Origin of the sequence: Providencia heimbachae ATCC 35613, assembly GCF_001655055.1 — a bacterium.
Classification (GTDB): domain Bacteria; phylum Pseudomonadota; class Gammaproteobacteria; order Enterobacterales; family Enterobacteriaceae; genus Providencia; species Providencia heimbachae.
Window position 1 is genome coordinate 1 of the sequence record NZ_LXEW01000009.1, and the last position, 21,392, is coordinate 21,392.

A 21,392-nucleotide genomic window follows, 5' to 3' on the forward strand; every position below is an offset into this window, starting at 1 on the left:
ATCTATGTGATATTTAAAAGCTATTCGCTTGGAACTTCACATTACAATAAATAGAATAAATTATTTAATTAAAACATATTATCCACATTGAATGGATAATTAATATAGTTTATATTTTTTATCCGATTCTTTAGTCAAATGTGCCATCTATAATTATTATCTACTACAAAGTCGTAAAGCGAATGTTGTTTCTTACGGTGGAAAAATATTGCCACCGTAAGAATATTTACTTTTTACCCATCAACTACAGGCACATGCTATTTCTTGCTCAGCTTTTTGATAAGAATTTCTGCGCATAATAATCAAAATAACCATCATTCCAAGCACTGCGACCAATGTTCCCATATAGCTAATCATTGAATAACTATAGCCATTCGCCAATACAGCCCCACCGATGGCAGCCCCAATTGCATTGCCCAAATTGAATGCCCCAATATTAACTGATGATGCCAACGCTTGCGCTCCTATAGCTGCATTCATCACTAATATTTGAATTGGAGGAATAATACCAAAGCTAAAGATACTCCAAAAAAGAAGTCCTATACCCGCACCTATCGGATTTACTGCAATAAAAGGAAATACAGCCATACTTAGCGCGAGCAAGATAAATAATGTCAATAACGTGCCGTATAATGATTTGTCTGCAAATAATCCACCAATATAATTACCAATAGTAAAACCGACACCAATAATCACTAACATGATGGTGATCATTTGATCTGACGCATTTATAAATTGCATTAGCATTGGTGTAATATAAGTGTACAACGTAAACATTGCACTTGCTCCGAGTACTGTTGCAGACATTCCTAATAGTACTTGCGGTTTACGTAAAATACGTAGTTCACTCCTAACATTGAGTGTTTTTCCTTGTAAATGACTCGGTATAGCTAAAATTAAGCTGATGATGGTTAATAGACCTAAGGCTGAAATAAAATAAAATGCCTGACGCCAGCCCACAACTTGAGTTAATTTTGTCATTAATGGGACGCCGCCAATATTAGCGATCGTTAATCCCATAAACATCGCTGCTATCGCACTCGCTTGTTTACCAGCAGGTACAACACTTGCGGCAACGATTGCACCTAAACCAAAAAATGCCCCGTGATTTAAACTCGTTATAAATCGAGAAAGTGACAATGTCACTAGATCTGGAGACAGTGCAGAAAGCAAATTCCCAACCGTAAATATTGACATCAAAAAGATTAGAGCAACCTTAGGCCGACGCTTTACAAGTAATAACGTCATAATAGGCGCACCAATCATCACGCCAAGGGCATAAATTACAACAATGGAGCCCACTGAAGGAATATCAGCGTGAATATTTTCAGCGATATACGGCAACATCCCCATTGGAGAAAACTCCGTAGCACCAATCGCAAAAGCCCCTACTGATAGCGCTAAAAGCGCAGTATTAATTTTCATTGAAAAACCTTATTAAAAATAAACTCTCTACCCACTTTTATATGGCAAGATTTTTTCATATTGAATCACAATATAAAAGCCGTTAAGGTGGAAATAACTTTTGTCGGAAATGCAATAATGAAAATTACCTTTGAAGAACTTCAAGCATTTATTAGTGTGATTGATTGTGGGTCAATTACTGCCGCAGCAGAACAGCTCGGAATGACCATATCCACCGTAAGTCGTGCTTTACTCCGGTTAGAAGAAAAGTTGGAAACCACGCTTATCTATCGAACAACGCGAAAAATAAAGCTGAGTGAAGAAGGCGCTGCATTTTTGCAAAAAGCGCGAGAAATAGTTAATTTAGCACAAGAAGCCGAAGAAATGCTTTCCGCACGCCAATCGATACCTTCAGGAAAGTTACGTATTGATGCATCTACGCCCTTTATTACCCATGTCATTGCTCCTTTAATTCCTTCATTTTATGAACGTTATCCACAAATTGAATTAGAAATAAATAATAATGAAGGTATCGCTAATTTACTTGAAAAAAGAATTGATGTGGCTTTTAGAATTGGTGTTTTAAAAGATTCATCACTCAATGCTACATTACTAGGTTATAGTCAAAAAAGGCTCGTTGCTAGCCCTGCTTATTTCGAAAAAAAGGGTATACCAAGAAGTGTTGATGACCTTAGCAATCATTGCCTACTGGGGTTTACAACCCCAGAGTCGCTAAATACTCTACCAATAAAAGATAACAAGGGTAATTTTTTAAAAATTACGCCAAACATTGCAGCAACCAGTGGTGAGGTACTTTTTCATCTTGCAATGAATGGAAGTGGTATTTTATGCTCCGCAGATTTTGTAACGATAGATGCATTTGCAAAAGGCCAGCTGGTGCAAGTACTTAAAGATCAAACAGTCAACATAAAACAACCCATTAATGCAGTGTACTATCGAAATCAATCGGTCTCACCTAGGCTGCGTTGTTTTATTGATTTCATAAAAAAACACTCATCTAAACTAGATCCTAATTAATTTTAATACGCGAATTATTATGCCTATATTTTTTAAATTCAGATAAAGTCATTCCCGTTTTCCGTTTAAAATAACAGCATAAATACGAGGTGTCTTCAAAATTGAGTTGTTCTGCAATTTGTTTAATGGACAATTTTCCAACATCATGTAGAGCTTTAATCTCTAAGACTACTTGCCTATCAATTAATGCTTTTGGCGGATCATTAAAAAAGTCTTGCGTTATTTTCGATAAATAAAATGGCGTAATCGCTAGCTTTTGAGCATAAAATTGAACATCTCGGCGAGCCTTACAATATTCAGTAACTAGCGCCCAAAATTTCCAACATAGCTGAGCTTTTCGACTGTTTTCAAGGCAATCAGCAATCAAAAATTGCCCAAGAAAAGTGTGGGTTTACCTATTGCAAGACTTTAGAACCTAAATTCATTGAGTTAATTGGTGAAACTAAGACTGAAGATACCAGCCGGATCACCTATAATGAGTGGTTAGGCTCCTTATAATAAATTTAAAGCCACTTAAGTGATTCTCTACAATAAAACTGGAATAATTTATGAAAAATACCCTCTTGATTACAGGTGCAACAGGTCAAGTTGGCAATTACCTTATTCAAGCATTGCAACGCAAAGGTTACCAAGATGTCGTCTTAGCAGTTAGAGATCCGGCAAGAATTAAAGCTGCGCCCTATCCAACTGTTTTAATGGATTATGATAAACCAGAAACCATCAAAGCTGCCCTCCAAGGTATTGATTCTGTTTTTATGATGACAGGCTATACCATCGACATGCTGTCCCAAAGCAAAATTTTTGTTGATATGGCAAAGTCAGCTGGAGTGAAATACATCGTTCATTTAGGTGCGTGTGGTGATGATAATGCCCAAGTTGCTCATTGGGCTTGGCACCAACTTATTGAGCGTTATATTGAATGGTCTGGTATTCAATATACTCATTTACGTCCCGAATCCTACATGCAAAATTTATTAGGTTATCAGGGGGATAATAATCTACAAAAAGGTGTTTTACGGTCATATTTTGGGAATGCAGTGCTTAGTTGGGTTGATTGTCCGGATGTTGCCGAACTTGCGGCTTACTGTTTACTTTCGCCTGAACAACATGCTGGTAATATATACCGTTTAGGGTATGAAAATAAAAGTTATCCACAAATAGCTCAATGTTTAACAGATGAAATTGGTATTCCTTTCCAATATCAAGCTGAAAACCCCGATGAATTTTGGCAACATGCTCTTAAAAATAATTTAGAATTAGCTTATATGAAGAGCATTTATGACCACTATGTCACCTTTACATCTGGAGAGTTAGACCGCACAGGTATGGTATTCGATAATTACCTTAGAATTACAGGTAAGTCACCCACAACGTTAAAAGAGTTTATTTTAAAACACCAAAAACACTTCGAGTGATTTTGAGCACCGCGCAATTGTGTGCGGTGAACTTTAATTGGTAAGCTTATTTTATGCTTTATTTTTTCTATTGGTTATCAGTATCCCTAAAATTACCATCGCACCGCCAGCAAACACAATTGTATTTATATTTTCATCAAGAAACAGTGATCCAATGAGAACTGCAGTTAATGGATTAAGTGCAATAAATGAACCTGCACTCGCCGCACCCAATTGATCTACGCCTTGGTAATACCATACGTAGGCTATTGCCGATCCTAAAATACCCAAATATGCAAGGCTCAATAAGTCATAAAAGGAGAATAAAGCGAAGTTATCTAACGTTAGCGTTTGTGTAAATAATGAGGCAACAACCAACAAAAAAGTACCCAATAAAATAGCATAAGTCACTGTATGTAATGCACCAATTTCACGGATAACACGCTTTCCTGCAACGGTATAAATTCCCCAGCTAATCACACAACCTAAAATAGCCAAGTCACCTTTATTTGTTAAAAAACCATCAGCTTCAGCTGCTTTATTTGACAATAAAACAACGGCACCTATCACGCAAAAAGCAATCCCTACCCCTTTAGTTAATGTGATTTTTTCTCTCCATAATAGGAAAGCAATTAACGCTATCATGGCTGGGTTAATCGCAACTAATAATGCAGCCCTAGAAGCAGGAATAATTTGCAATCCGTAAAAAAATAAAACTTGATAGATAAATACGCCACTCACACCCAGCACCATAATTTGGAGGAATTGATTCAGTGTTACCTTTTTCCATCCCAAACGAGTAACAGTTAACAATAAAACCAATGAAATAGCGGCAAAAATAAAGCGTACCGTTGCTGACAGCAAAGGGGGAATTTCTGGTTGTAAAATTCTCCCCGCAATAAATGTTCCCCCCCAAATAACGGAAACAAGCACCATTTGAATGAACATAGTATTTATCGTTAACCGATGTGTCATTATTTTTACGTTATTCATTTATGCTCCTATAGCAATCTAATCTGTGAACCTGAATTAACTGGACAGCCGAATAGGAATAAGTTATTACTTCTCAAAACTCATAAACAAATGAGCAAAAACTCATGACATTAACTCAACTTGAAATATTTACCATTGTTGCGGAATTAAAAAGCTTCACATTAGCTGCGATGAAATTAAATATCTCTCAATCCGCAGTATCTCATGCGATAAAATCCCTTGAAAAAGATATCAATGTCACCCTATTTACCCGCGAACAGAACCAAACTACATTGACAGAAATAGGCAATATATTGCTGTTGCGTGCCCATAATATGCTCAGTATTCAAGAAGCGATGAGGCAAGAGGCTCTGGCGGCTAATGGGTTAAAGAAAGGTATATTGAGAATAGGCTCGTTTGGCCCTGGTTCTTCCTCGCGAATTTTACCCCCTGTACTGGCGCAATTTCGTCAACAATATCCTCTTATTAATATTATTGTCGATGAAGGAGATGATTAAAGCGTAATTCATTGGCTTCAAGAAAAGCGTATTGATATTGGCTTTGTCATATTACCTGATGAAAGATTTGATACTTATAAGGTAAAAGAAGACCAAATGGTCGCAATATTACCTGTTGGTCACCCATTAGCAAACAATGATGCAGTTTCATTGAAAGAGCTTTGTGAATACCCTTTCAATTTAACTCAAGCCGGTTCAGGAAAAACGGTTATGGACTTATTTCATGCACAAAAACTGACACCAAAAATTCAATTTAAAACGCGACAATTACTGAGTACATTTGCATTAGTCTCTCGAGGAGAAGCAGTTTCCATCGTTGCTCAATTAGCTATTCCTGATAATTCGGATAATATTGTGGCCAAACCACTAAAGCCAGCCATAAAAAGAACCATCGCTTTTGCGGTAAATAACGAGCGTGACGCTTCACCCGCAACAAAAGCATTTATCAAAATAGCGAAAACCATCTACAAAACATGCTAGCGCTTTAGTTTACTAACCGATAGTGGATTACATATAAGTATTGCTCTGTCGGGTAAATCTCACGAATCAATTTTTTCAACGTATCGAGACTCATCGCTTCCTGCTTTGCATGGAAATCAGAGATATCATCATATGAAATTGGCTCGACTGACAATATTTCGATATCCGTATAATATTCCCCTGTTTCAAGTGCATACACTTTAACTATTGAGCTGGGTACATAATGGCTCTCGCTTTTATCACGAATGGTAATAATTTTTTCACCCGAAACAACTAAGGGTAATAGGCGTTCAAAAAAAGTTATTGTATCAGGAACTCTGTTCACTTTATTTTCCCTAATATTGAGACTCATTATCAGATTGTAACCACTATTGTTTCTTTAATTAATCTAAAATGCAACAAAATAGCCTTATGAGAAAACAGCGGATCACACCGCTAGCAAGCCTCCTATCCATAATGGGTAATATAAATGCGTTATAGTTTGTTATAACTATGACAAGAAAGTGATTATTGATAAGATATGACTAAATTATTATGTATCCAGCATGTGATAAAATGAACAATAATGAAGCATTATTTTATGAACAAGAAAAATATTTTTGGTCAGCAATTTGCTGTAATACGGTAAATATTGATGACCAGACAATTGCCTATTTTACCAAGTTAATGACCCCTGAATTTAACTTTATCTACCTACATCAAGGGGCATCTGTTGATAGTTTTAAATCCGCAGAAAGTTTATTTAAAGAACAAAGAAAATCCTATATCCTTGTTGTTCATAATGCTGAACTTGAAAAGTTTCAACCCTACATTAGTCAAAGAAATCTGATTAACGATGGTGAATCAACCGCTATGGTTTTAAATCATGCAGATTTGATTAAACAGACTAAATACAGCGTTCCAGAGAACTACCACATTCAGCAATGCAATAAACAACTAATATCTTGGGCACAACCTTTAATCACGGCGTTTCCTTCTGCAAAAGAAGATGGTGAAATAGATGATGATACGGTTATTAATGAGTATATTCGTTATCACCAACGCGCCTTAGATAAAAATATTAATATGATGCATTTTGTCTTATTTCATGAACAGAATGCAGTGTCTGCCTTAACATTAACCATAAATGGTCAGGTAGCTCGCCTTGATGATATCGGTACTGATGTTCGATATCAGAAAAAAGGATTAGCAACAATATTGATTAAATTCGCATTACAATTTTGCCAGCAACACGGTATTGAACAATGTGTATTGGAAGCATCCAGTGATGGTTTATCCATATATCGCAAGTTAGGTTTTCAGCCTATCTTTAACTACACCAGTTTTATCGCTGAATAAAACTTAAAATATTGCCAAAATATTTAACCCAATATAAAGGGGTTTAATATTATCAACAGCAATAGTATTCCTCCTCCAAGATTAATGTATTTTCTCATCATCGTTACTTGTACCGATGATGAGAAAGAAACCAGCATCCCGCAAGAAAGAACTAACCTGAGTGCCATTATAACCGTATGAATAATTGATAGAAAAAGGAAATCTAGCAATGTCGGATTATCACCAACAAAGCTTGAAATAACCACAAGATATAAAATAATAGTTTTTAGATTCAATAAGTTAGCATGAAAACATCTTTGATTGTTACTTTTTTTATCTTATTTTGATGTTGATTTTCACTCGCCCTAATACCTGAAGTAATTAATGAAAAGGAAAGATAAAGTAAATAAATAGCCCCTAAAATACCAATTAGGCTCATCATTACCCATTCAGAAGAAGCTAATATCTTTGTAAGACTTACTCCAACTAATAGCCCATGAGTGATAATACCTAAACCAGTCCCAACGATAGGAACAATTAACCCTTTCATTACGTTATTTAGAGTACTATTCAATGCAATAGCAAAGCTTGCACCCGGTGAAATAATGATGGGAAATAATGTGATTATGAAGCCTAAATATCCATAAATTATCTTTTATTGGCTGATCTCAATTTTGATTATCATTCACAATCATAGCATTCTGTGATTTTTCTTTGCTATCTTCAAAAAAATAATAATGCGTTAATCTGTGAGTAATATACGAACAGAACTACCATCAAATAAAGTGGTTACATCCACAGGGGTACGCTTATCCATTACTAAAACCGAAAGTTGATCACAATCCGCAATTGCATATCGCGCCACACCCGGTAATTTATCCATCGTGACTCCCATAATAATTTGGTTACTTTGTTCAATTAATACTTTTTTAAACTCAGCCTCTTCATAATCAAATATCGTAATTCCTATTTGGGGATCTAACGCGCAACCCCCAAGAAAGCATTGATCAAAATGAATTGAGTTAATTTGTCGAAGCGCAGCACTATCCACACTCGCACCAATTTGCGAATTCAATTTTCCACCAATTAGAATCACCTCACACTGAGGTTTTTTCATTAATTCAAGGGCAATTGAAGGTGAATTAGTCACTGCAGTAATAACGAAATCATTCGGTAAATACCGTGCTATTTCTAAATTTGTTGATCCTGAATCAATAAAAACACACCCATTTTCTTTGATAAGAGTCACACATTTCTGCGCGATATTGATTTTCTCTGCTTGATTTTGCCCAGTTCTTTGCTCGAACGAGCCTGATTCTTCGAGTATATTGACTGCGCCTCCATGTACACGGCGACAAACGCCTTCCTGCACTAACTCATTTAAATCCCGACGAATTGTATGCTCTGACACCGCCATTTCTCGGGCTAATGCCGTGCAAATCACACGGCCTTCATCTTTTAGTCGCTGGCGAATTTTATTTTGTCTTTGATCTGGGAAAGCGGCATAATCGAGCATATATTACTCCTGTTAGCGATTTAAAGTATCATAATCGAGCACGTCTAGATGTCAAATTATATGTATAAAAACGGATAAAGGACTGAAAAATGAATACCTCTGTGCTACCTGATAGTTTCTTTTTACACGAACTGGCGAATATTGCCGGTAAAGCATCTTTAAAACATTACCGGACGAATGAATTAACCGTACTACAAAATAAGCCTAAAGCTGATTACCGTTTTGACCCTGTCACGCAAGCTGATAAACTTGCTGAAAAACTTATGCGTGAGCATATCTCTGCAATTTATCCTAACCACTCAATTATGGGCGAAGAGTATGGCATCACAGGTGATGGGCCTATTCAATGGGTACTAGACCCTATTGATGGTACTCGACCTTTCTTATGCGGTTTACCACTATGGGCAAACTTAATCGGGCTCACTCTCCATGGAAAAGCAATTATGGGAATGATGAGCCAACCTTATGCGGGTGAACGTTTTTGGGCCGACGAAAATGGAAGTTGGACAAGTAGTGCTCATGGGCAATATCGCTTAGAAACACGTAAAAATATTGAATTAAGCCAAGCTATTTTACATACCAATTCGCCAGAACCTTTCGCCTCACATCCTGATATCCATTTTATGACACTCACCGAGCAAGTTTTAATGACCCGTTATGGCGGTGAATGTTATGCAATGGCGATGTTAGCGGCGGGTAGAATCGATATTTGTTTTGAATTCGCACTAGAACCTTATGATATTGTTCCATTAATCCCTATTATTGAGCGGGCTGGTGGAAGAGTAACAACACTGGATGGAGGTCGCGCGGAGTCAGGTGGCCCAGTTTTAGCCTCTGGCTGTCCTATATTACATGAACGGATCCTGACTATCCTAAATAAAGGTTAGTTTATTTTAACTTATTGAAAATCGATAAAATGCAATCAACTCAACAACGAGAAGCCAATATTAACGAAGATTCTGCTAAAACTGAGCAGATGTCTACCCGTATTATCTTTTTTATCGCAGGCTTTGTAACCGCAGCATGGGCAGCACTCGTACCCTATGTGAAACTAAACACCGGAGCAAATGATGCAACGCTAGGCATGCTATTACTTTGCTTCGGTGGGGGCGCACTGATTGCTATGCCGGTTACCGGTGCTCTCGCGGCTAAATATGGTTGCCGAAAACTAATGGTTTTCTCCACCATCGCCTTTAGCATTTTGTTACCCATGTTACCTTCTACTTCACAAATTAGTTTTTTGGTTGTTGGGTTATTTTTATTTGGTATTTTTATTGGTTTAACGGATTGTGCTATGAACGTGCAAGCGGTTATCGTTGAAAAATCATCGGATAAGCCGATTATGTCAGGATTCCATGGGTTTTATAGTATCGGAGGGATTGCTGGTGCAGGATCGATGAGTGCAATCCTATTGTTTGGTATCCATGCCACTTTTGCCGCAACCATTATCAGCATCATTGCATTAATATTACTGACGATGAGCTATAAAGGATTTTTAAATTACGCGAGTGCGCCATCTGGCCCTTTAATTGCCGTACCTAAAGGGGTTGTCCTTATTATTGGTATTGTTTGTTTTGCAACTTTTCTTTCTGAAGGCGCAGTACTTGATTGGGGTGCTGTGTTTTTGATTGAACACCATGGCTTGCAAGAAACACTGGGTGGACTTGGCTTTGCTGCGTTCGCCACAACGATGACTATAGGACGATTAACGGGTGATAAAATTGTTATGCGAGTTGGTTCATCTAGAGTGGTATTTTTAGGTGCTTTTCTTGCTTGCTTTGGTTTTCTTATCGCGGTTTTATCCCCCTATTTACCGCTTGCCATCGCCGGTTTCGCCTTAGTCGGCGCTGGATGCTCTAATATCGTTCCTGTCATGTTTTCAGCCATCGGTAAACAAAATACCATGCCTGAAGCGCTGGCAGTACCCGCCGTTTCGACGCTTGGATATCTTGGTATTTTAGCAGGCCCCGCAGCCATAGGATTTGTCGCGTTTCAATTTACGCTTGGGACCGCATTGTTGATTATTTCTGTTTTATTGATTGTGATTGCCTTTGTCACGCGATTTATTCGAGTCTAGGTTTAATGATCAATTAAGGTTACTTCGCGTGATCTTAATTGGTCATCCATTTGCCCAAGTATAATCTGTACTTTGTACCCTATTTCACCGATATACATGAATAATAACGCCTATATATTTACTATTTTGTCTCTATAATGTCAGGTTAATTAATCAGATAATAAAAAATTAAAACACGCTATTTCAAATAAGTACTACGCTTATTCAACTTGATTCGGTTATTCAGGTAAAACATGATTTTAGAACAAAATGAAAATATCGTTATTATTGGTGCAGGTATTGTCGGAACCACCCTTGCATGGTACTTATCCCGTCATTACCAAGGAAAAATCACACTGGTAGACAAAGGTCGTGCCGCTCAAGGTGTTACACAACATGCTTTTGCTTGGCTTAACGTCTCTTATGGTCGTCCTGATAACTATAGTAAACTCCGTCAGCAGGCATTACAGGAATGGCGAAATCTCGATAAACTCACAAAGGGTAAGCTTGATATTGATTGGTCAGGGGCTATTAGCTGGCATGATTCAGATGAAGCCACCCAAAATTTTATCCAAGACCATCAAGAAACAGGTTTTAATATCCGAGCACTAACTAAGAATGAATTAAAACAGATGGAACCTAATTTACAGACATTGCCATCTGTTGCTGCATTTTCTATCGATGAAGGAAGTGTTGACCCCGTTCATGTCACTGAAACACTGCTAGCAGGGGCTATCGCACAAGGTGTTACCTATCTCCCAGAACATGAAGTTTTTAATATTCAACTTAAAGATAACAAAATTATCGGCGTTACCACTAATCAAGGTAGTCTCTTCGCTGAAAAAGTTATTGTCACTGCGGGTGTTGGGTCGATTGATTTAGTGGAGTCATTGTCGATAAGCCTACCTTTATCTGCTTCTCCGTCAATCATTGCACATTTTAATCATCCAGATGCACAACCTTTTATTAAACATATTATTTCAACGCCTGAAATGGAGTTCAGACCTGTTTCTGCAGGTAAAATACTCTGTGCAGAAGACTATATTGATGATGCGCCAGAGCATAGTGCAATACACATCGCACAAAACGCCTTATCAACAATTAAAAATTCCTTTATAGGTACTGAAACGCTAAATCTTGAAAAAGCTTTCATAGGAATGCGACCTATGCCAAAAGATGAGATGCCAATCGTCGGAACTGTTGCTGATTTCGAGGGTTTATATATTATCTGTATGCATGCAGCAATCACCCTAGCGCCTTTGATGTGCCAATTAGCTAAAGAAGAGATTATACATGGGACTGAACAGGCTGCATTACGCCCATATCGATTAACACGCTTTGCTTCAGGTAACTAAGAAATGAATATTCCGTTGTATTATTTAAGACATTACCAATCTATTGAAAAGACGTTCTGGACCTCGATTTGCGAGCACAGCATACAGATTGCACAGCATACTATCTGTTATCTGACCCCATTAGATTCCCCTGCTTTTAATTTTATTTATCTTCAGCCTGAATCAACTATTCATACGTTTATGCAGGCACATAACCTTTTTGTCGCACAGAAAAAAAACCATACGCTGGTTATTCCTGAAGAAATGTTACCGCAAATTGTTGAAGAAGCGGAAGCACTTAACTACAAACGTGACAGCGTCACAACAGCAATGGCACTTTCCTTAGATGAACAACGTGAAGTCGCATTACCTGATCATCAAATTGATATTGTCCTTGCTAATCATGACCTTTCTTTATGGGCTAAACCTCTCGTTTCTGCGTTTTATTTATCGGATGAACATGATCAAGTTATTAATGAATATGTACGCTACCATGAAGATGCTTTGCAGCAAGGTGCCCCTCAGTTCCATTTAGTCTTACTTGTTGACGGTGAGCCTGCAACGTCAATGACTGTCACAATAGAAGGTCAACTGGCTCGTTTTGATGATATCGGTACCGAGCCTTCTCACCAAGGAAAAGGCTATGCATCACAACTTATCAACTATGCTTTAGCATTTTGTCGTCAGCAAGGTGTTGAGCATTGCTTCCTTGACGCATCAGAAGCAGGCTTTGATTTATATAAAAAATTCGGCTTCGAACCTCTTTTTCGCTATATCAACTATGTTTGGTGCAAGTAATTTTCTCGATGAGTAGCCCCAGCATGCCAGCATGATGGCCCCTCTCTGAAACCATTGCTTTCAAAATGGTTTCAGCATGAGTGGTTAAAGATAAAGACCCTTCTGCTTCATCTGATAATATAGAGTGTTGATATAAATAATGAAGATCAATGTTATTGGCACCACAGGGAGTGGGAAAAGTACGCTAGGCAAAGAACTCGCCGCCCTTTTCCAGGTCTCTTATGTTGAACTTGATGCAATTTATTGGAAAAAAAATTGGCAATCATCGAGTGATGATGAACTTAATCAAAAATTAACTCATGCATTAAATAGTGCTAAAACGGGTTGGATACTTGATGGTAACTACAGTCGTACCATCCCAATCAAATGGCAAACTGTTGATATGGTCGTTTGGCTCGATTATTCTTTCCTTCGTACCCTCTATCAATCTATTAGCCGTACAATTACCCGAATTTTAAGCCAAGCTGAACTTTGGTCTAATACTGGAAATACAGAAACATGGCGAAAAGCCTTCTTTAGCCGAGATTCGATCATTGTTTGGTTGTTTAAAACTTATCACTTAAATAAAAAACGTAACATAAGCTATTTTATTGATCCTCAATATAAACACATCCAATTTGTCCGGCTCACCTCGCCCGCAGAAACAAGGCTTTTTTTGCAATTGATGAAACAACATAAAGCACACCCATAAAACACAGATCTTATTTGCAAATTAGCACAATTAAAATTAGACTATTTAGTCTAAAATGGCAATATGGCTATTCTAATGACTAAAAAGCGGTTTTTAATCTACTTAATACTTTCAACTTTATTGATTGTATTTGCTATTCTTTTCACTGCCCGACTTGATGACTTTAGTCTAGAAAAAACACAAACTGTTGATATTAAATTCAAGGTAAATAATAATTTATTATCAGGTACGCTCATTTTGCCACCATCAGGAAGACCAAATGCGATTACCCTTTTTATTCATGGGGATGGCCCTCAAGATAGGTATTCTAATGGTGGGTATATGCCTTTAATCAATACACTTGTTGCCAATAACATAGGCGTATTTAGCTGGGATAAGGCAGGCATCGGTGAAAGTGAGGGAAACTGGCTAACGCAAAGCATGAACGAACGCGCTACTGAAGCACAAGTGGCGCTAAATTTATTACGCGAAAAATACCCTACCACTCAGATCGGCTATTTTGGTTTTTCACAAGCAGGTTGGGTTATCCCAATTGCCGCTTCTAATAGCTCACCGGATTTTTCAGTCATTATTGGCGGTGCCGTAAATTGGCGTGACCAAGGTGCTTTTTATCATCGCACTCGCTTAAATCGAGCGGGTCTTTCACCAAAAGCCATTAACCAACTAGTCGATGAACAACTTCAATCCAACGACCATACTTTTGGTATCAATGGCAACCATGACCCCGCAACAAGCCCTGAAATGTCAACTGACCGCTTTAATTTTGTGGTTAAAAATTATCTCAATGACGCCTCAAAAGATATTCCACAGATGAATGGCAGAATTTTAGCTATTTGGGGGGGAGATGACTTAAATGTTGATGCAAGAACCGATGCTTGTCGTTATAAAAAGTTATTAGCGAAAAAACCAGACAGCACCGTTATTTTAATTAAAAACAGCACACATGGATTACTCAATGCATCTTGGTTTAATTATCAATTAGAAAGCCAATGGCCATGGTGGAAAAAAGCCTATTTCCTCTATTTAGGCCGTGATGGTTACAATCCGGAAGCGCTAAATTTCTTAATTAATTGGCTAAATGATCTGCAAACTGCCATTCCTACAGATTGGCAGCCTCATTGTAATAAATAATTTAAATACGAAAAACATAGCCAGTGACTTCAATAATAACTGGCTATATCATTTGATATTACACGGGGTCACATGCCGTTTTTAAAGCTGCGGTTTGCTGGTATTTTTCAATACCTAGCTCAATTAAACGACTGATCAGCTGTTGATATGTCATGCCGCCTTGCTGCCATAATTTAGGGTACATGCTAATATTGGTAAACCCAGGCAATGTATTGATTTCATTAATAACCACATCATTGTTTTCAGTCAAAAAGACATCAACACGAGACATGCCACTACAGTTCAGTGCCTGATATGCCGCTAACGCAATTTTTCTTATTTTATCGCTAATATCATTATCTAATTCAGCAGGAGCGACAACCGATGCGCCATTTTCATCAATATACTTAGTGTGGTAAGCATAGAAGCTATCATGCAACACTATTTCACCACATGGGCTCGCCAATGGTTGATCATTACCTAAAACCGCACACTCTATTTCCCGCCCTTTTACTGCACTTTCAATCAATATTTTAATATCGAATAAAAAAGCAAAATCGAGCGCTGCATAAAATTCGGTTTCATTGTTAACTTTACTGATACCAACTGAAGAGCCTTGGTTCGCAGGCTTGATGAATAAAGGCAAACCAAGCTCTTCAACTGTCGATTTATAATTAATAGATTCACGTTCAATTTTTGTATATGTAAGAAATGGTGCAATATTTAGGCCGGCATCTCTAAGTAATCTTTTTGTGACGTCTTTATCCATACAGGCAGATGAACCTAATACACCCGGCCCAACAAAAGGAAGATTAGCCATACGCAGTAGGCCTTGTAATGAACCATCCTCCCCTAAATTACCGTGTACTATCGGAAATATGACATCAATTTGCGGCAGTGGCCGCGCATCTTCTAATGAGATAAATTGCTCACGCGTTTTTCCTGGCACAATCGCGATGCTGCGTTTAGGGGTATTCAGGGCAATACGGGATGGGTCGTTACCATGCAATAAAAAATCGGCTTCATTATATTCGTGCCATTGCCCATCTTTATTAATACCAAGAAGACATACATCATATTTATTGCGATCAAGACCATTAATAATATTTTTAGCTGACTGTAAAGACACTTCATGCTCTGTCGATTTGCCACCAAAAATCACACCAACCCGTAATTTGCTCATTATCTACTCCGACTGAAATACACCAAACCATAGCAGGGAAATATAACACGCAAAGAAAGGGTTATGTCACAAAATCTTTGTTTTACAGCGAGGTTCGATGAATTAATCGTCAATCAGATGTGTTTTCTTTTTCTGATCTCATTTAGTGATTGAATTTAAGGTTTCATTCATTCGTTCCATAAGCCATTCCATTAAAATGGATACCGCACTTTTTGGCTTTGGAGTTTTAGCAGCTAATAAATAGTACGCCGAGCCATCTTCAATAAAACCTTTTGGCGCCATTAATTGTTTTGATTGTATTTCATCTGCAACCATTAAAAATGAGGCAAGTGCAATCCCTTGTCCAGCAAGAGCCGCTTGAATACAAAGGTAAAAATGTTCATAAGTGATTTTCTTGTTTTTTGACAACAACATCCCTGTTCGTTTTTCCCATGTTTCCCAAGCATTTGCTCTTGATGCACTGGTGAGTAATATTGCCTTATTAATATTATCCGTATGCTTATTTTCTGGTGGCTGAACTAGCCCCATGTTTTCACTACAGACTTCTCGCGTATAAATATTTTCATCCCATTTAAAATCATTACGTCGTAAAGCCAGATCAACACCTGTCTTTGTAAAATCGATTGCGCCACCAGCAGCAATGAGATGTACCGTAATGTGTGGATATTGTTGATAAAAGCCAGTAAGTCGTGGAATTAACCACTTCATCGCTATCGTGGGTTCACAAGATAAACTCACCACATTAGATTCAGTTTTTGTTTTAAGATCTACAACCGTTTCACTCAGTTGAGTAAACATATTCGTCGTTGTATTGAATAATTGCCGCCCTTCCGCGGTTAAAAATATTCCACGATTACGTCGTTCAAATAACTCAATACCCAAATACGTTTCTAACAATCTAATTTGCCGACTAATTGCGCTATGAGTGACATGCAATTCTTGTGCTGCTTTCACAAAACTGCCGCATCGTGCCGCAACATCAAAAAAATGCAACGAAGCTAAGGGAGGAAGTTTCATAGAATAGTCACTCCATTTAAATAGGTAATGAAAACTAACAGATTAATGTCAGAATAAATCGCTTTTTAGATAACTACAATCTATTGATAATAAAAACAATAAATAATCTAGCTAACTTAAAAAATAGAATAGTTAAGTTAGTTTTCATTGTCTTTTAGGGGAATTAACATGAATGAGTTAATTGCAGTCGCCACAATTACAATCTTAGCCGTTATTAGTCCAGGACCTGATTTTGCCATGGTTACGCGCAATAGTTATACCCATGGCATAAAAACCGGTTTATTTTGTGCACTAGGTATTGCTATCGGTGTTCAAGTACATGTGTTTTATACTATTTTTGGTGTAACGCTCATTATCATGAATTCACCCACGTTATTTTTAGCCGTTAAACTACTTGGGGTGACCTATCTGATTTATATCGGCTTTAAATCATTAACTAATAAAATTAAAATTGATACTGAAGAAAGTGTGATGCCACAACCTTCTGTATTTTCAGCCTTTAAAAATGGATTTCTGACTAATGCCCTAAACCCCAAAACAATGTTTTTTGTTGTTTCCGTTTATACCCAAGTGATCCATGCAGGAAATTCATTACTTTTAAACTTCAGCTATGGGTTATTTATCTCTTTTGCTCATTGGGTATGGTTCAGTCTTATTGCACTATTTTTTGCCGCGCCATTGATTCGCATTAAAATACTTAAATATCAATTAATTATGGATAAAATTATCGGTTCACTTTTAATATTACTAGGAACCTCTCTACTATTTTTTAATATCCAATAATTTCAAATAATTAGTCTTGATAGCATTCATTAACTCTACTCGCTAACTCAACTACATCATCTGGGATATTGAGCTTAGTGAGTTCTTCAAAAGGTACCCAGCGAAACTCATCATAAGGTTGTTTATTTGGCATTGTGAGTTCACATAAATACACCATATCAATATGCCAATGACCACCTATTTTCTTATCGGTAATAAACTCTTTTAAAATAGCCAATGGCATCGGTAAAGACTGTACATGAGATGAATGGCTAATGCGTGTTTTGAATGGATAAGCACAACTTACTACCTTACATTCAAGACCTGTTTCTTCTAAAACCTCACGAACCACTGTATCTTGAGGTTCTTCATTAGGTTCAACATGCCCACCAGGAGGAAGCCAAATTCCTAGTTTTTGATGCTTGTGCAATAAAAAGTCCCCCTTTTCATTGCGGATCATACCTGTTGCCGTAAAGTGTTTTACCTCTTCGCTCATGACTTTTACCCTATTCTTTATCATTACGTTTAACCTCAAACCCGAGCAGTAATAGCCGGAAGCACTACAGTTGACGTCAAGTAAGACCCCCATGCTACTTACCGTGATATGGTACTCAATACCGTATCGAAACGCACTCCTTCTGATAATGGAAATCAAATAAAACAGTTACTCACTTAATTGAGCGCTTATACCAAGAGTATCGCCTAAACACTGATGAGAATCTTTACTTGTATACTCCGGATATGCAGGTACTTTATCGTCGTATGGGATGGGTAGATGTTGAACAACGTTCGGTTAACGGAGAGTTTGTGACGGTAATGAAACGTTAAGTTCATAAACCTTATATCGAAAAAAACAGCCGGTATTAGACCAGCTGTTTAATCAAAATAAAATAGACTTCTAGGCGGTAAGTGCCAGTTTTGCACCAAACATTAAAAAAACAGCACCAATACAGCTATTTGAAAATTTAGACAACTTTTTATTGTGCTTAACCATATTGGTCACTGCCACTGCACCGAATATCAACATTGTCAAATAAATCATGCTGCAGACTTCTAAAATAATGCCTAAGATAAAAAACGGGACGCCAGCATTTGGGTATGCAGGATCAATAAATTGAATAAAAAATGAAACATAAAAAATAATCATTTTAGGGTTCAATAAACTCAAGAATACTGCTTTTTTATACGTTCCTTTCGTTTCTAAAATGATCCCATCGACATCTGTCGTTTGCTCTTTTTTATGTAATACGCTGTACAGTGTTTTTATTCCTAAGTAAAATAAATAAGCCGCACCAGCATATTTAATAACACTAAAAAATATTGGAGAGGTTTTAACTAATGAAGCCACGCCTAAAAATGACAAAAAAATCAACACAGCGTCACCAGTAAATACACCTAATGCTGCTTTATATCCATTTTTAACACCATATTTTGCACTACTAGTTAAAACAAATAAAGAATTAGGGCCTGGTACCAGAGTAATAAAAATCACACCAATAAGATAAGTCCACAAGTTTGTAATACCGAGATTTTCAAGCATAAGAAACCCCTAACTCAATAAAAGTTATAACAAAAAATTCACATTAATACTGTATGGTTACTATAATACAGGCTTTGTGTTTTTTATAAAAGATATCACTGCATAAACAACCCATTTACAGTTATTTGTGCTAAACATATTCTAATTGATGGATTAAACACCATAGTTTAGCAGCGGAAAATGAAACTATAAACCAAAACAACAATGTTATTCAGCTTATTACTAAAAACAACTTATCCGATAGCTAAATAATCTAACTATTTATTAAATATCATTATTAAACACTAAAACAACCGTAATAATCGCTATAGTGAATTTATGTTGATTTCGAGATATAACATTAACGCCTATTTTTAGTGGCAAACTGATTTTTATTAAAAGTAATTAAATAGATTTTGTTAAAAAGTAATTTTGTTCTATCCACCAGACATTTGTATCACCAAGATAAAATAAATTTTATTCGTTAATCAATATGAGTTAATAGGTGCTAGTTTAATATGAGTTATCAACAAAAAAATCACTGGCGGCGAGCAATGATGGACGGTGCCGTTCATGCTTCTCCCCTACATCTTGCCGTTATTCCTTGGGGAGTCTTGGCTGGGTCAATGGCCGTCGAGACCGGTTTGGATTTTTGGCAAAGTATTGCTATGTCAGCGATGCTTTTTGCAGGCGCAGCACAGCTTGTCACTTTGGGACTGCTTAATTCAGGGGCAGGTTATATTACCATTGTTATTTCTGTATTTTTCATTACCTCCCAGCACTTATTATATGGGCTAACCATGCGTCCTCATGTAAGTGGTTTCACTACCCCTCAACGTATCGGTATTGGTTTTTTACTCACGGATGAATTATTTGCCATCAGTGCTGCGAAACGACAAGTCCTCAGTTTTCCTTATTTATTCGGCGTAGGCTTTAGCTTCTATCTTGTTTGGGTTATTACCAGCCTACTGGGAATATTGATGGCCAATATGGTCGGTGATCTTAGTCGATTACACTTGGATTTTTCAGTGGTTGCGACATTGCTAGCGATTGTTGTGCCGTTAACAAAAAAAATAAGTACAGTTTGTGGGGTTTTATTCTCATTAATTACTGCAATCACTTTATCGATGTATTCGATTAGTAGTGCGATCGTCATTGCCGGTGTTGGTGGGATGTTTGTCTCGGTTGCCGTATCGCGCTTGCTGAAGGAAGAAAAATGATTTGGGCTTTGATTATCACGCTAACCGCAGTTGTTTTCTCCCTGCGCTATGTTTTTTTGATCCCGCAACTGCCTGTGCGATTACCATTAATTATTCGCCAAGCCTTAAGTTACTCAGCACCCTGCTTGCTTACTGCGATTTGCGCACCGGTTATTTTATTAACAGAGCATGAATTAAAAAGTTTTCCTGACAACCCTTACTTATGGGGAGCGCTTTTCTGTGTAGTCATCGCATCTGTGATTAAAAATATGTTATTAACAGTAGGATTAACGCTCGCCTTCTTTTATGGGCTAATTTACTTTATGGGCTAACCTATTTATGGTTTAAAATGGATAAGCATCGGCGTAAACCTTTGCTTTATTCTAACACTCTCGACATAATAAGCCTGCTCATCAACCGCCCCTGTGCCTTATCGATGAAAAACGTTGTAATGACGAGTTTTGCAATAGCAATTTTTGCTGTTGATTCTATTTATTACTGCACTAATTTTTATTGTTAATTATATTAACAAATGATGGATAACCAACAACCATGCTTAATAACTATGTTTTACGAAGTGTTCGCTATATGCTGGATTTGAGCGATGCTCAAATGGTCAAAATCGTAGAACTTGCAGATTTAACGGTCACCAAGGAAGAGATGGCCAGTTGGCTGAAAAAAGAAACCGACCATGATTATGTTGAATGTAACGATAACGTTATGGGACATTTTTTAAATGGTTTTATTTTTCATCGCCGTGGGAAAGATGAAAATCACCCAGTTCCTGAAGTTGACTCGCGTCTAACGAATAATATAATGCTAAAAAAATTACGCGTAGCTTTTGAGTTAAAAGATACCGATATGATTGAAATTTATAAATTAGTTGATTTTAATGTGTCGAAGCCAGAGCTTAACGCTATATTCCGTAAACCAGGACATAAAAATTACCGCGATTGTGGTGACCAGCTACTACGATATTTTTTAAAAGGCTTAACAATTCGCCTGCGTGGTGATAAAAAACCTACTAAATAAGCGGTTTATTTTTGACCTATGGTTTTACTCCATCATGACATTTGTCTATACT

25 protein-coding genes are annotated in these 21,392 nt (G+C 37.3%); 15 read left to right on the forward strand and 10 right to left on the reverse strand.

Annotated elements, in window-relative coordinates:
- Positions 1 to 240 precede the first annotated feature (240 nt).
- Positions 241 to 1,425: an MFS transporter gene (locus M998_RS01440; protein ID WP_068443810.1), complete on the reverse strand. Its 1,185-nt coding sequence runs from the start codon at positions 1,423 to 1,425 to the stop codon at positions 241 to 243.
- Between the two features lie 117 nt (positions 1,426 to 1,542).
- Here M998_RS01440 and M998_RS01445 point away from each other — a divergent pair, with 117 nt between their 5' ends.
- Complete coding sequence (locus M998_RS01445) at positions 1,543 to 2,442, forward strand: LysR family transcriptional regulator (protein WP_111750950.1); 900 nt, start codon at positions 1,543 to 1,545, stop codon at positions 2,440 to 2,442.
- Here M998_RS01445 and M998_RS01450 read toward each other — a convergent pair.
- Complete coding sequence (locus tag M998_RS01450) at positions 2,435 to 2,809, reverse strand: helix-turn-helix domain-containing protein (RefSeq protein ID WP_082912985.1); 375 nt, start codon at positions 2,807 to 2,809, stop codon at positions 2,435 to 2,437. The genes M998_RS01445 and M998_RS01450 overlap by 8 nt on opposite strands.
- A gap of 181 nt (positions 2,810 to 2,990) precedes the next feature.
- On the opposite strand from M998_RS01450, the gene M998_RS01455 reads away from it, so the two are divergent.
- Complete coding sequence (locus M998_RS01455; RefSeq protein ID WP_068907208.1) at positions 2,991 to 3,857, forward strand: NmrA family NAD(P)-binding protein; 867 nt, start codon at positions 2,991 to 2,993, stop codon at positions 3,855 to 3,857.
- A 51-nt stretch (positions 3,858 to 3,908) separates the two neighbouring features.
- Here M998_RS01455 and M998_RS01460 read toward each other — a convergent pair whose 3' ends face one another.
- The gene (locus M998_RS01460) at positions 3,909 to 4,829 is read right to left on the reverse strand and encodes a DMT family transporter (protein WP_068443800.1); all 921 of its coding nucleotides are present in this window, start codon (positions 4,827 to 4,829) and stop codon (positions 3,909 to 3,911) included.
- A 104-nt stretch (positions 4,830 to 4,933) separates the two neighbouring features.
- Here M998_RS01460 and M998_RS19755 point away from each other — a divergent pair, with 104 nt between their 5' ends.
- Positions 4,934 to 5,326, forward strand: a complete 393-nt coding sequence (locus M998_RS19755) for a LysR family transcriptional regulator (RefSeq protein WP_232007504.1) — start codon at positions 4,934 to 4,936, stop codon at positions 5,324 to 5,326.
- 6 nt (positions 5,327 to 5,332) lie between these two features.
- Entirely contained in the window at positions 5,333 to 5,806 is a 474-nt protein-coding gene (locus M998_RS19760; RefSeq protein WP_282956286.1) for a LysR family transcriptional regulator substrate-binding protein, read from the forward strand.
- A gap of 4 nt (positions 5,807 to 5,810) precedes the next feature.
- Here M998_RS19760 and yqfB read toward each other — a convergent pair whose 3' ends face one another.
- A complete protein-coding gene (gene yqfB, locus M998_RS01470; protein WP_068443792.1) occupies positions 5,811 to 6,131 on the reverse strand; it encodes a N(4)-acetylcytidine aminohydrolase in 321 nt (106 codons plus the stop codon).
- A gap of 230 nt (positions 6,132 to 6,361) precedes the next feature.
- Between yqfB and M998_RS01475 the strand changes: the two genes are divergently transcribed.
- Positions 6,362 to 7,144, forward strand: a complete 783-nt coding sequence (locus tag M998_RS01475; protein ID WP_068446488.1) for a GNAT family N-acetyltransferase — start codon at positions 6,362 to 6,364, stop codon at positions 7,142 to 7,144.
- Between the two features lie 271 nt (positions 7,145 to 7,415).
- Here the strand turns inward: M998_RS01475 and M998_RS01480 are convergent, their stop codons facing one another.
- On the reverse strand, positions 7,416 to 7,775 hold the full coding sequence (locus M998_RS01480; protein ID WP_082787552.1) for a LysE family translocator: 360 nt from the start codon (positions 7,773 to 7,775) through the stop codon (positions 7,416 to 7,418).
- A 90-nt stretch (positions 7,776 to 7,865) separates the two neighbouring features.
- Positions 7,866 to 8,639, reverse strand: a complete 774-nt coding sequence (locus tag M998_RS01485; protein WP_068443787.1) for a DeoR/GlpR family DNA-binding transcription regulator — start codon at positions 8,637 to 8,639, stop codon at positions 7,866 to 7,868.
- An 89-nt stretch (positions 8,640 to 8,728) separates the two neighbouring features.
- Between M998_RS01485 and M998_RS01490 the strand changes: the two genes are divergently transcribed.
- The 6 genes from M998_RS01490 to M998_RS01515 all read left to right on the forward strand — a co-directional run bounded on the left by M998_RS01490 (position 8,729) and on the right by M998_RS01515 (position 14,649).
- Positions 8,729 to 9,526 carry an inositol monophosphatase family protein gene (locus M998_RS01490; protein WP_068443785.1) on the forward strand — a complete coding sequence of 266 codons (798 nt, stop codon included), beginning with the start codon at positions 8,729 to 8,731 and terminating at the stop codon, positions 9,524 to 9,526.
- Between the two features lie 29 nt (positions 9,527 to 9,555).
- Positions 9,556 to 10,716 carry an MFS transporter gene (locus tag M998_RS01495; protein WP_068443782.1) on the forward strand — a complete coding sequence of 387 codons (1,161 nt, stop codon included), beginning with the start codon at positions 9,556 to 9,558 and terminating at the stop codon, positions 10,714 to 10,716.
- 233 nt (positions 10,717 to 10,949) lie between these two features.
- On the forward strand, positions 10,950 to 12,050 hold the full coding sequence (locus tag M998_RS01500; protein WP_068907209.1) for an NAD(P)/FAD-dependent oxidoreductase: 1,101 nt from the start codon (positions 10,950 to 10,952) through the stop codon (positions 12,048 to 12,050).
- A gap of 3 nt (positions 12,051 to 12,053) precedes the next feature.
- Positions 12,054 to 12,827: a GNAT family N-acetyltransferase gene (locus M998_RS01505; RefSeq protein WP_068443777.1), complete on the forward strand. Its 774-nt coding sequence runs from the start codon at positions 12,054 to 12,056 to the stop codon at positions 12,825 to 12,827.
- Between the two features lie 139 nt (positions 12,828 to 12,966).
- A complete protein-coding gene (locus M998_RS01510; protein ID WP_068907210.1) occupies positions 12,967 to 13,518 on the forward strand; it encodes a P-loop NTPase family protein in 552 nt (183 codons plus the stop codon).
- Positions 13,519 to 13,593: 75 nt separating this feature from the next.
- The gene (locus M998_RS01515; protein WP_197713305.1) at positions 13,594 to 14,649 is read left to right on the forward strand and encodes an alpha/beta hydrolase family protein; all 1,056 of its coding nucleotides are present in this window, start codon (positions 13,594 to 13,596) and stop codon (positions 14,647 to 14,649) included.
- A 58-nt stretch (positions 14,650 to 14,707) separates the two neighbouring features.
- Here the strand turns inward: M998_RS01515 and ddlA are convergent, their stop codons facing one another.
- Complete coding sequence (gene ddlA, locus M998_RS01520) at positions 14,708 to 15,811, reverse strand: D-alanine--D-alanine ligase (RefSeq protein WP_068907212.1); 1,104 nt, start codon at positions 15,809 to 15,811, stop codon at positions 14,708 to 14,710.
- Between the two features lie 138 nt (positions 15,812 to 15,949).
- Positions 15,950 to 16,828 (reverse strand): LysR substrate-binding domain-containing protein, encoded by an 879-nt coding sequence (locus M998_RS01525; protein ID WP_068907213.1) that lies wholly within the window; start codon positions 16,826 to 16,828, stop codon positions 15,950 to 15,952.
- Between the two features lie 168 nt (positions 16,829 to 16,996).
- Between M998_RS01525 and M998_RS01530 the strand changes: the two genes are divergently transcribed.
- The gene (locus M998_RS01530; protein WP_068443763.1) at positions 16,997 to 17,611 is read left to right on the forward strand and encodes a LysE family translocator; all 615 of its coding nucleotides are present in this window, start codon (positions 16,997 to 16,999) and stop codon (positions 17,609 to 17,611) included.
- A gap of 10 nt (positions 17,612 to 17,621) precedes the next feature.
- Here M998_RS01530 and M998_RS01535 read toward each other — a convergent pair whose 3' ends face one another.
- Together M998_RS01535 and leuE are read right to left on the reverse strand one after the other, a co-directional pair.
- A complete protein-coding gene (locus M998_RS01535; RefSeq protein ID WP_232007505.1) occupies positions 17,622 to 18,110 on the reverse strand; it encodes an NUDIX hydrolase in 489 nt (162 codons plus the stop codon).
- Positions 18,111 to 18,488: 378 nt separating this feature from the next.
- Positions 18,489 to 19,130: a leucine efflux protein LeuE gene (gene leuE, locus M998_RS01540; protein WP_068443749.1), complete on the reverse strand. Its 642-nt coding sequence runs from the start codon at positions 19,128 to 19,130 to the stop codon at positions 18,489 to 18,491.
- Positions 19,131 to 19,627: 497 nt separating this feature from the next.
- On the opposite strand from leuE, the gene M998_RS01545 reads away from it, so the two are divergent.
- The 3 genes from M998_RS01545 to M998_RS01555 all read left to right on the forward strand — a co-directional run bounded on the left by M998_RS01545 (position 19,628) and on the right by M998_RS01555 (position 21,340).
- Complete coding sequence (locus tag M998_RS01545) at positions 19,628 to 20,329, forward strand: AzlC family ABC transporter permease (RefSeq protein WP_068907215.1); 702 nt, start codon at positions 19,628 to 19,630, stop codon at positions 20,327 to 20,329.
- Positions 20,326 to 20,640 carry a branched-chain amino acid transport AzlD family protein gene (locus tag M998_RS01550; protein ID WP_068907216.1) on the forward strand — a complete coding sequence of 105 codons (315 nt, stop codon included), beginning with the start codon at positions 20,326 to 20,328 and terminating at the stop codon, positions 20,638 to 20,640. The genes M998_RS01545 and M998_RS01550 overlap by 4 nt, the downstream gene beginning before the upstream one ends.
- A 220-nt stretch (positions 20,641 to 20,860) precedes the next feature.
- Positions 20,861 to 21,340: a YehS family protein gene (locus M998_RS01555; RefSeq protein ID WP_068443741.1), complete on the forward strand. Its 480-nt coding sequence runs from the start codon at positions 20,861 to 20,863 to the stop codon at positions 21,338 to 21,340.
- Positions 21,341 to 21,392 lie beyond the last annotated feature (52 nt).

Bases quoted from the DNA above. Each gene is read 5' to 3' on its own strand.
- M998_RS01525 (WP_068907213.1), bottom strand. From the start codon at position 16,828: ATGAAACTTCCTCCCTTAGCTTCGTTGCATTTTTTTGATGTTGCGGCA.
- M998_RS01485 (WP_068443787.1), bottom strand. From the start codon at position 8,639: ATGCTCGATTATGCCGCTTTCCCAGATCAAAGACAAAATAAAATTCGC.
- M998_RS01445 (WP_111750950.1), top strand. From the start codon at position 1,543: ATGAAAATTACCTTTGAAGAACTTCAAGCATTTATTAGTGTGATTGAT.
- M998_RS19755 (WP_232007504.1), top strand. From the start codon at position 4,934: ATGACATTAACTCAACTTGAAATATTTACCATTGTTGCGGAATTAAAA.
- M998_RS01475 (WP_068446488.1), top strand. From the start codon at position 6,362: ATGAACAATAATGAAGCATTATTTTATGAACAAGAAAAATATTTTTGG.
- M998_RS01460 (WP_068443800.1), bottom strand. From the start codon at position 4,829: ATGAATAACGTAAAAATAATGACACATCGGTTAACGATAAATACTATG.
- M998_RS01545 (WP_068907215.1), top strand. From the start codon at position 19,628: ATGAGTTATCAACAAAAAAATCACTGGCGGCGAGCAATGATGGACGGT.
- M998_RS01490 (WP_068443785.1), top strand. From the start codon at position 8,729: ATGAATACCTCTGTGCTACCTGATAGTTTCTTTTTACACGAACTGGCG.
- M998_RS01555 (WP_068443741.1), top strand. From the start codon at position 20,861: ATGCTTAATAACTATGTTTTACGAAGTGTTCGCTATATGCTGGATTTG.
- M998_RS01505 (WP_068443777.1), top strand. From the start codon at position 12,054: ATGAATATTCCGTTGTATTATTTAAGACATTACCAATCTATTGAAAAG.
- M998_RS01535 (WP_232007505.1), bottom strand. From the start codon at position 18,110: ATGATAAAGAATAGGGTAAAAGTCATGAGCGAAGAGGTAAAACACTTT.
- M998_RS01500 (WP_068907209.1), top strand. From the start codon at position 10,950: ATGATTTTAGAACAAAATGAAAATATCGTTATTATTGGTGCAGGTATT.
- M998_RS01515 (WP_197713305.1), top strand. From the start codon at position 13,594: ATGACTAAAAAGCGGTTTTTAATCTACTTAATACTTTCAACTTTATTG.
- M998_RS01550 (WP_068907216.1), top strand. From the start codon at position 20,326: ATGATTTGGGCTTTGATTATCACGCTAACCGCAGTTGTTTTCTCCCTG.
- M998_RS01440 (WP_068443810.1), bottom strand. From the start codon at position 1,425: ATGAAAATTAATACTGCGCTTTTAGCGCTATCAGTAGGGGCTTTTGCG.
- M998_RS01495 (WP_068443782.1), top strand. From the start codon at position 9,556: ATGCAATCAACTCAACAACGAGAAGCCAATATTAACGAAGATTCTGCT.
- M998_RS01530 (WP_068443763.1), top strand. From the start codon at position 16,997: ATGAATGAGTTAATTGCAGTCGCCACAATTACAATCTTAGCCGTTATT.
- leuE (WP_068443749.1), bottom strand. From the start codon at position 19,130: ATGCTTGAAAATCTCGGTATTACAAACTTGTGGACTTATCTTATTGGT.
- M998_RS01510 (WP_068907210.1), top strand. From the start codon at position 12,967: ATGAAGATCAATGTTATTGGCACCACAGGGAGTGGGAAAAGTACGCTA.
- M998_RS01455 (WP_068907208.1), top strand. From the start codon at position 2,991: ATGAAAAATACCCTCTTGATTACAGGTGCAACAGGTCAAGTTGGCAAT.
- ddlA (WP_068907212.1), bottom strand. From the start codon at position 15,811: ATGAGCAAATTACGGGTTGGTGTGATTTTTGGTGGCAAATCGACAGAG.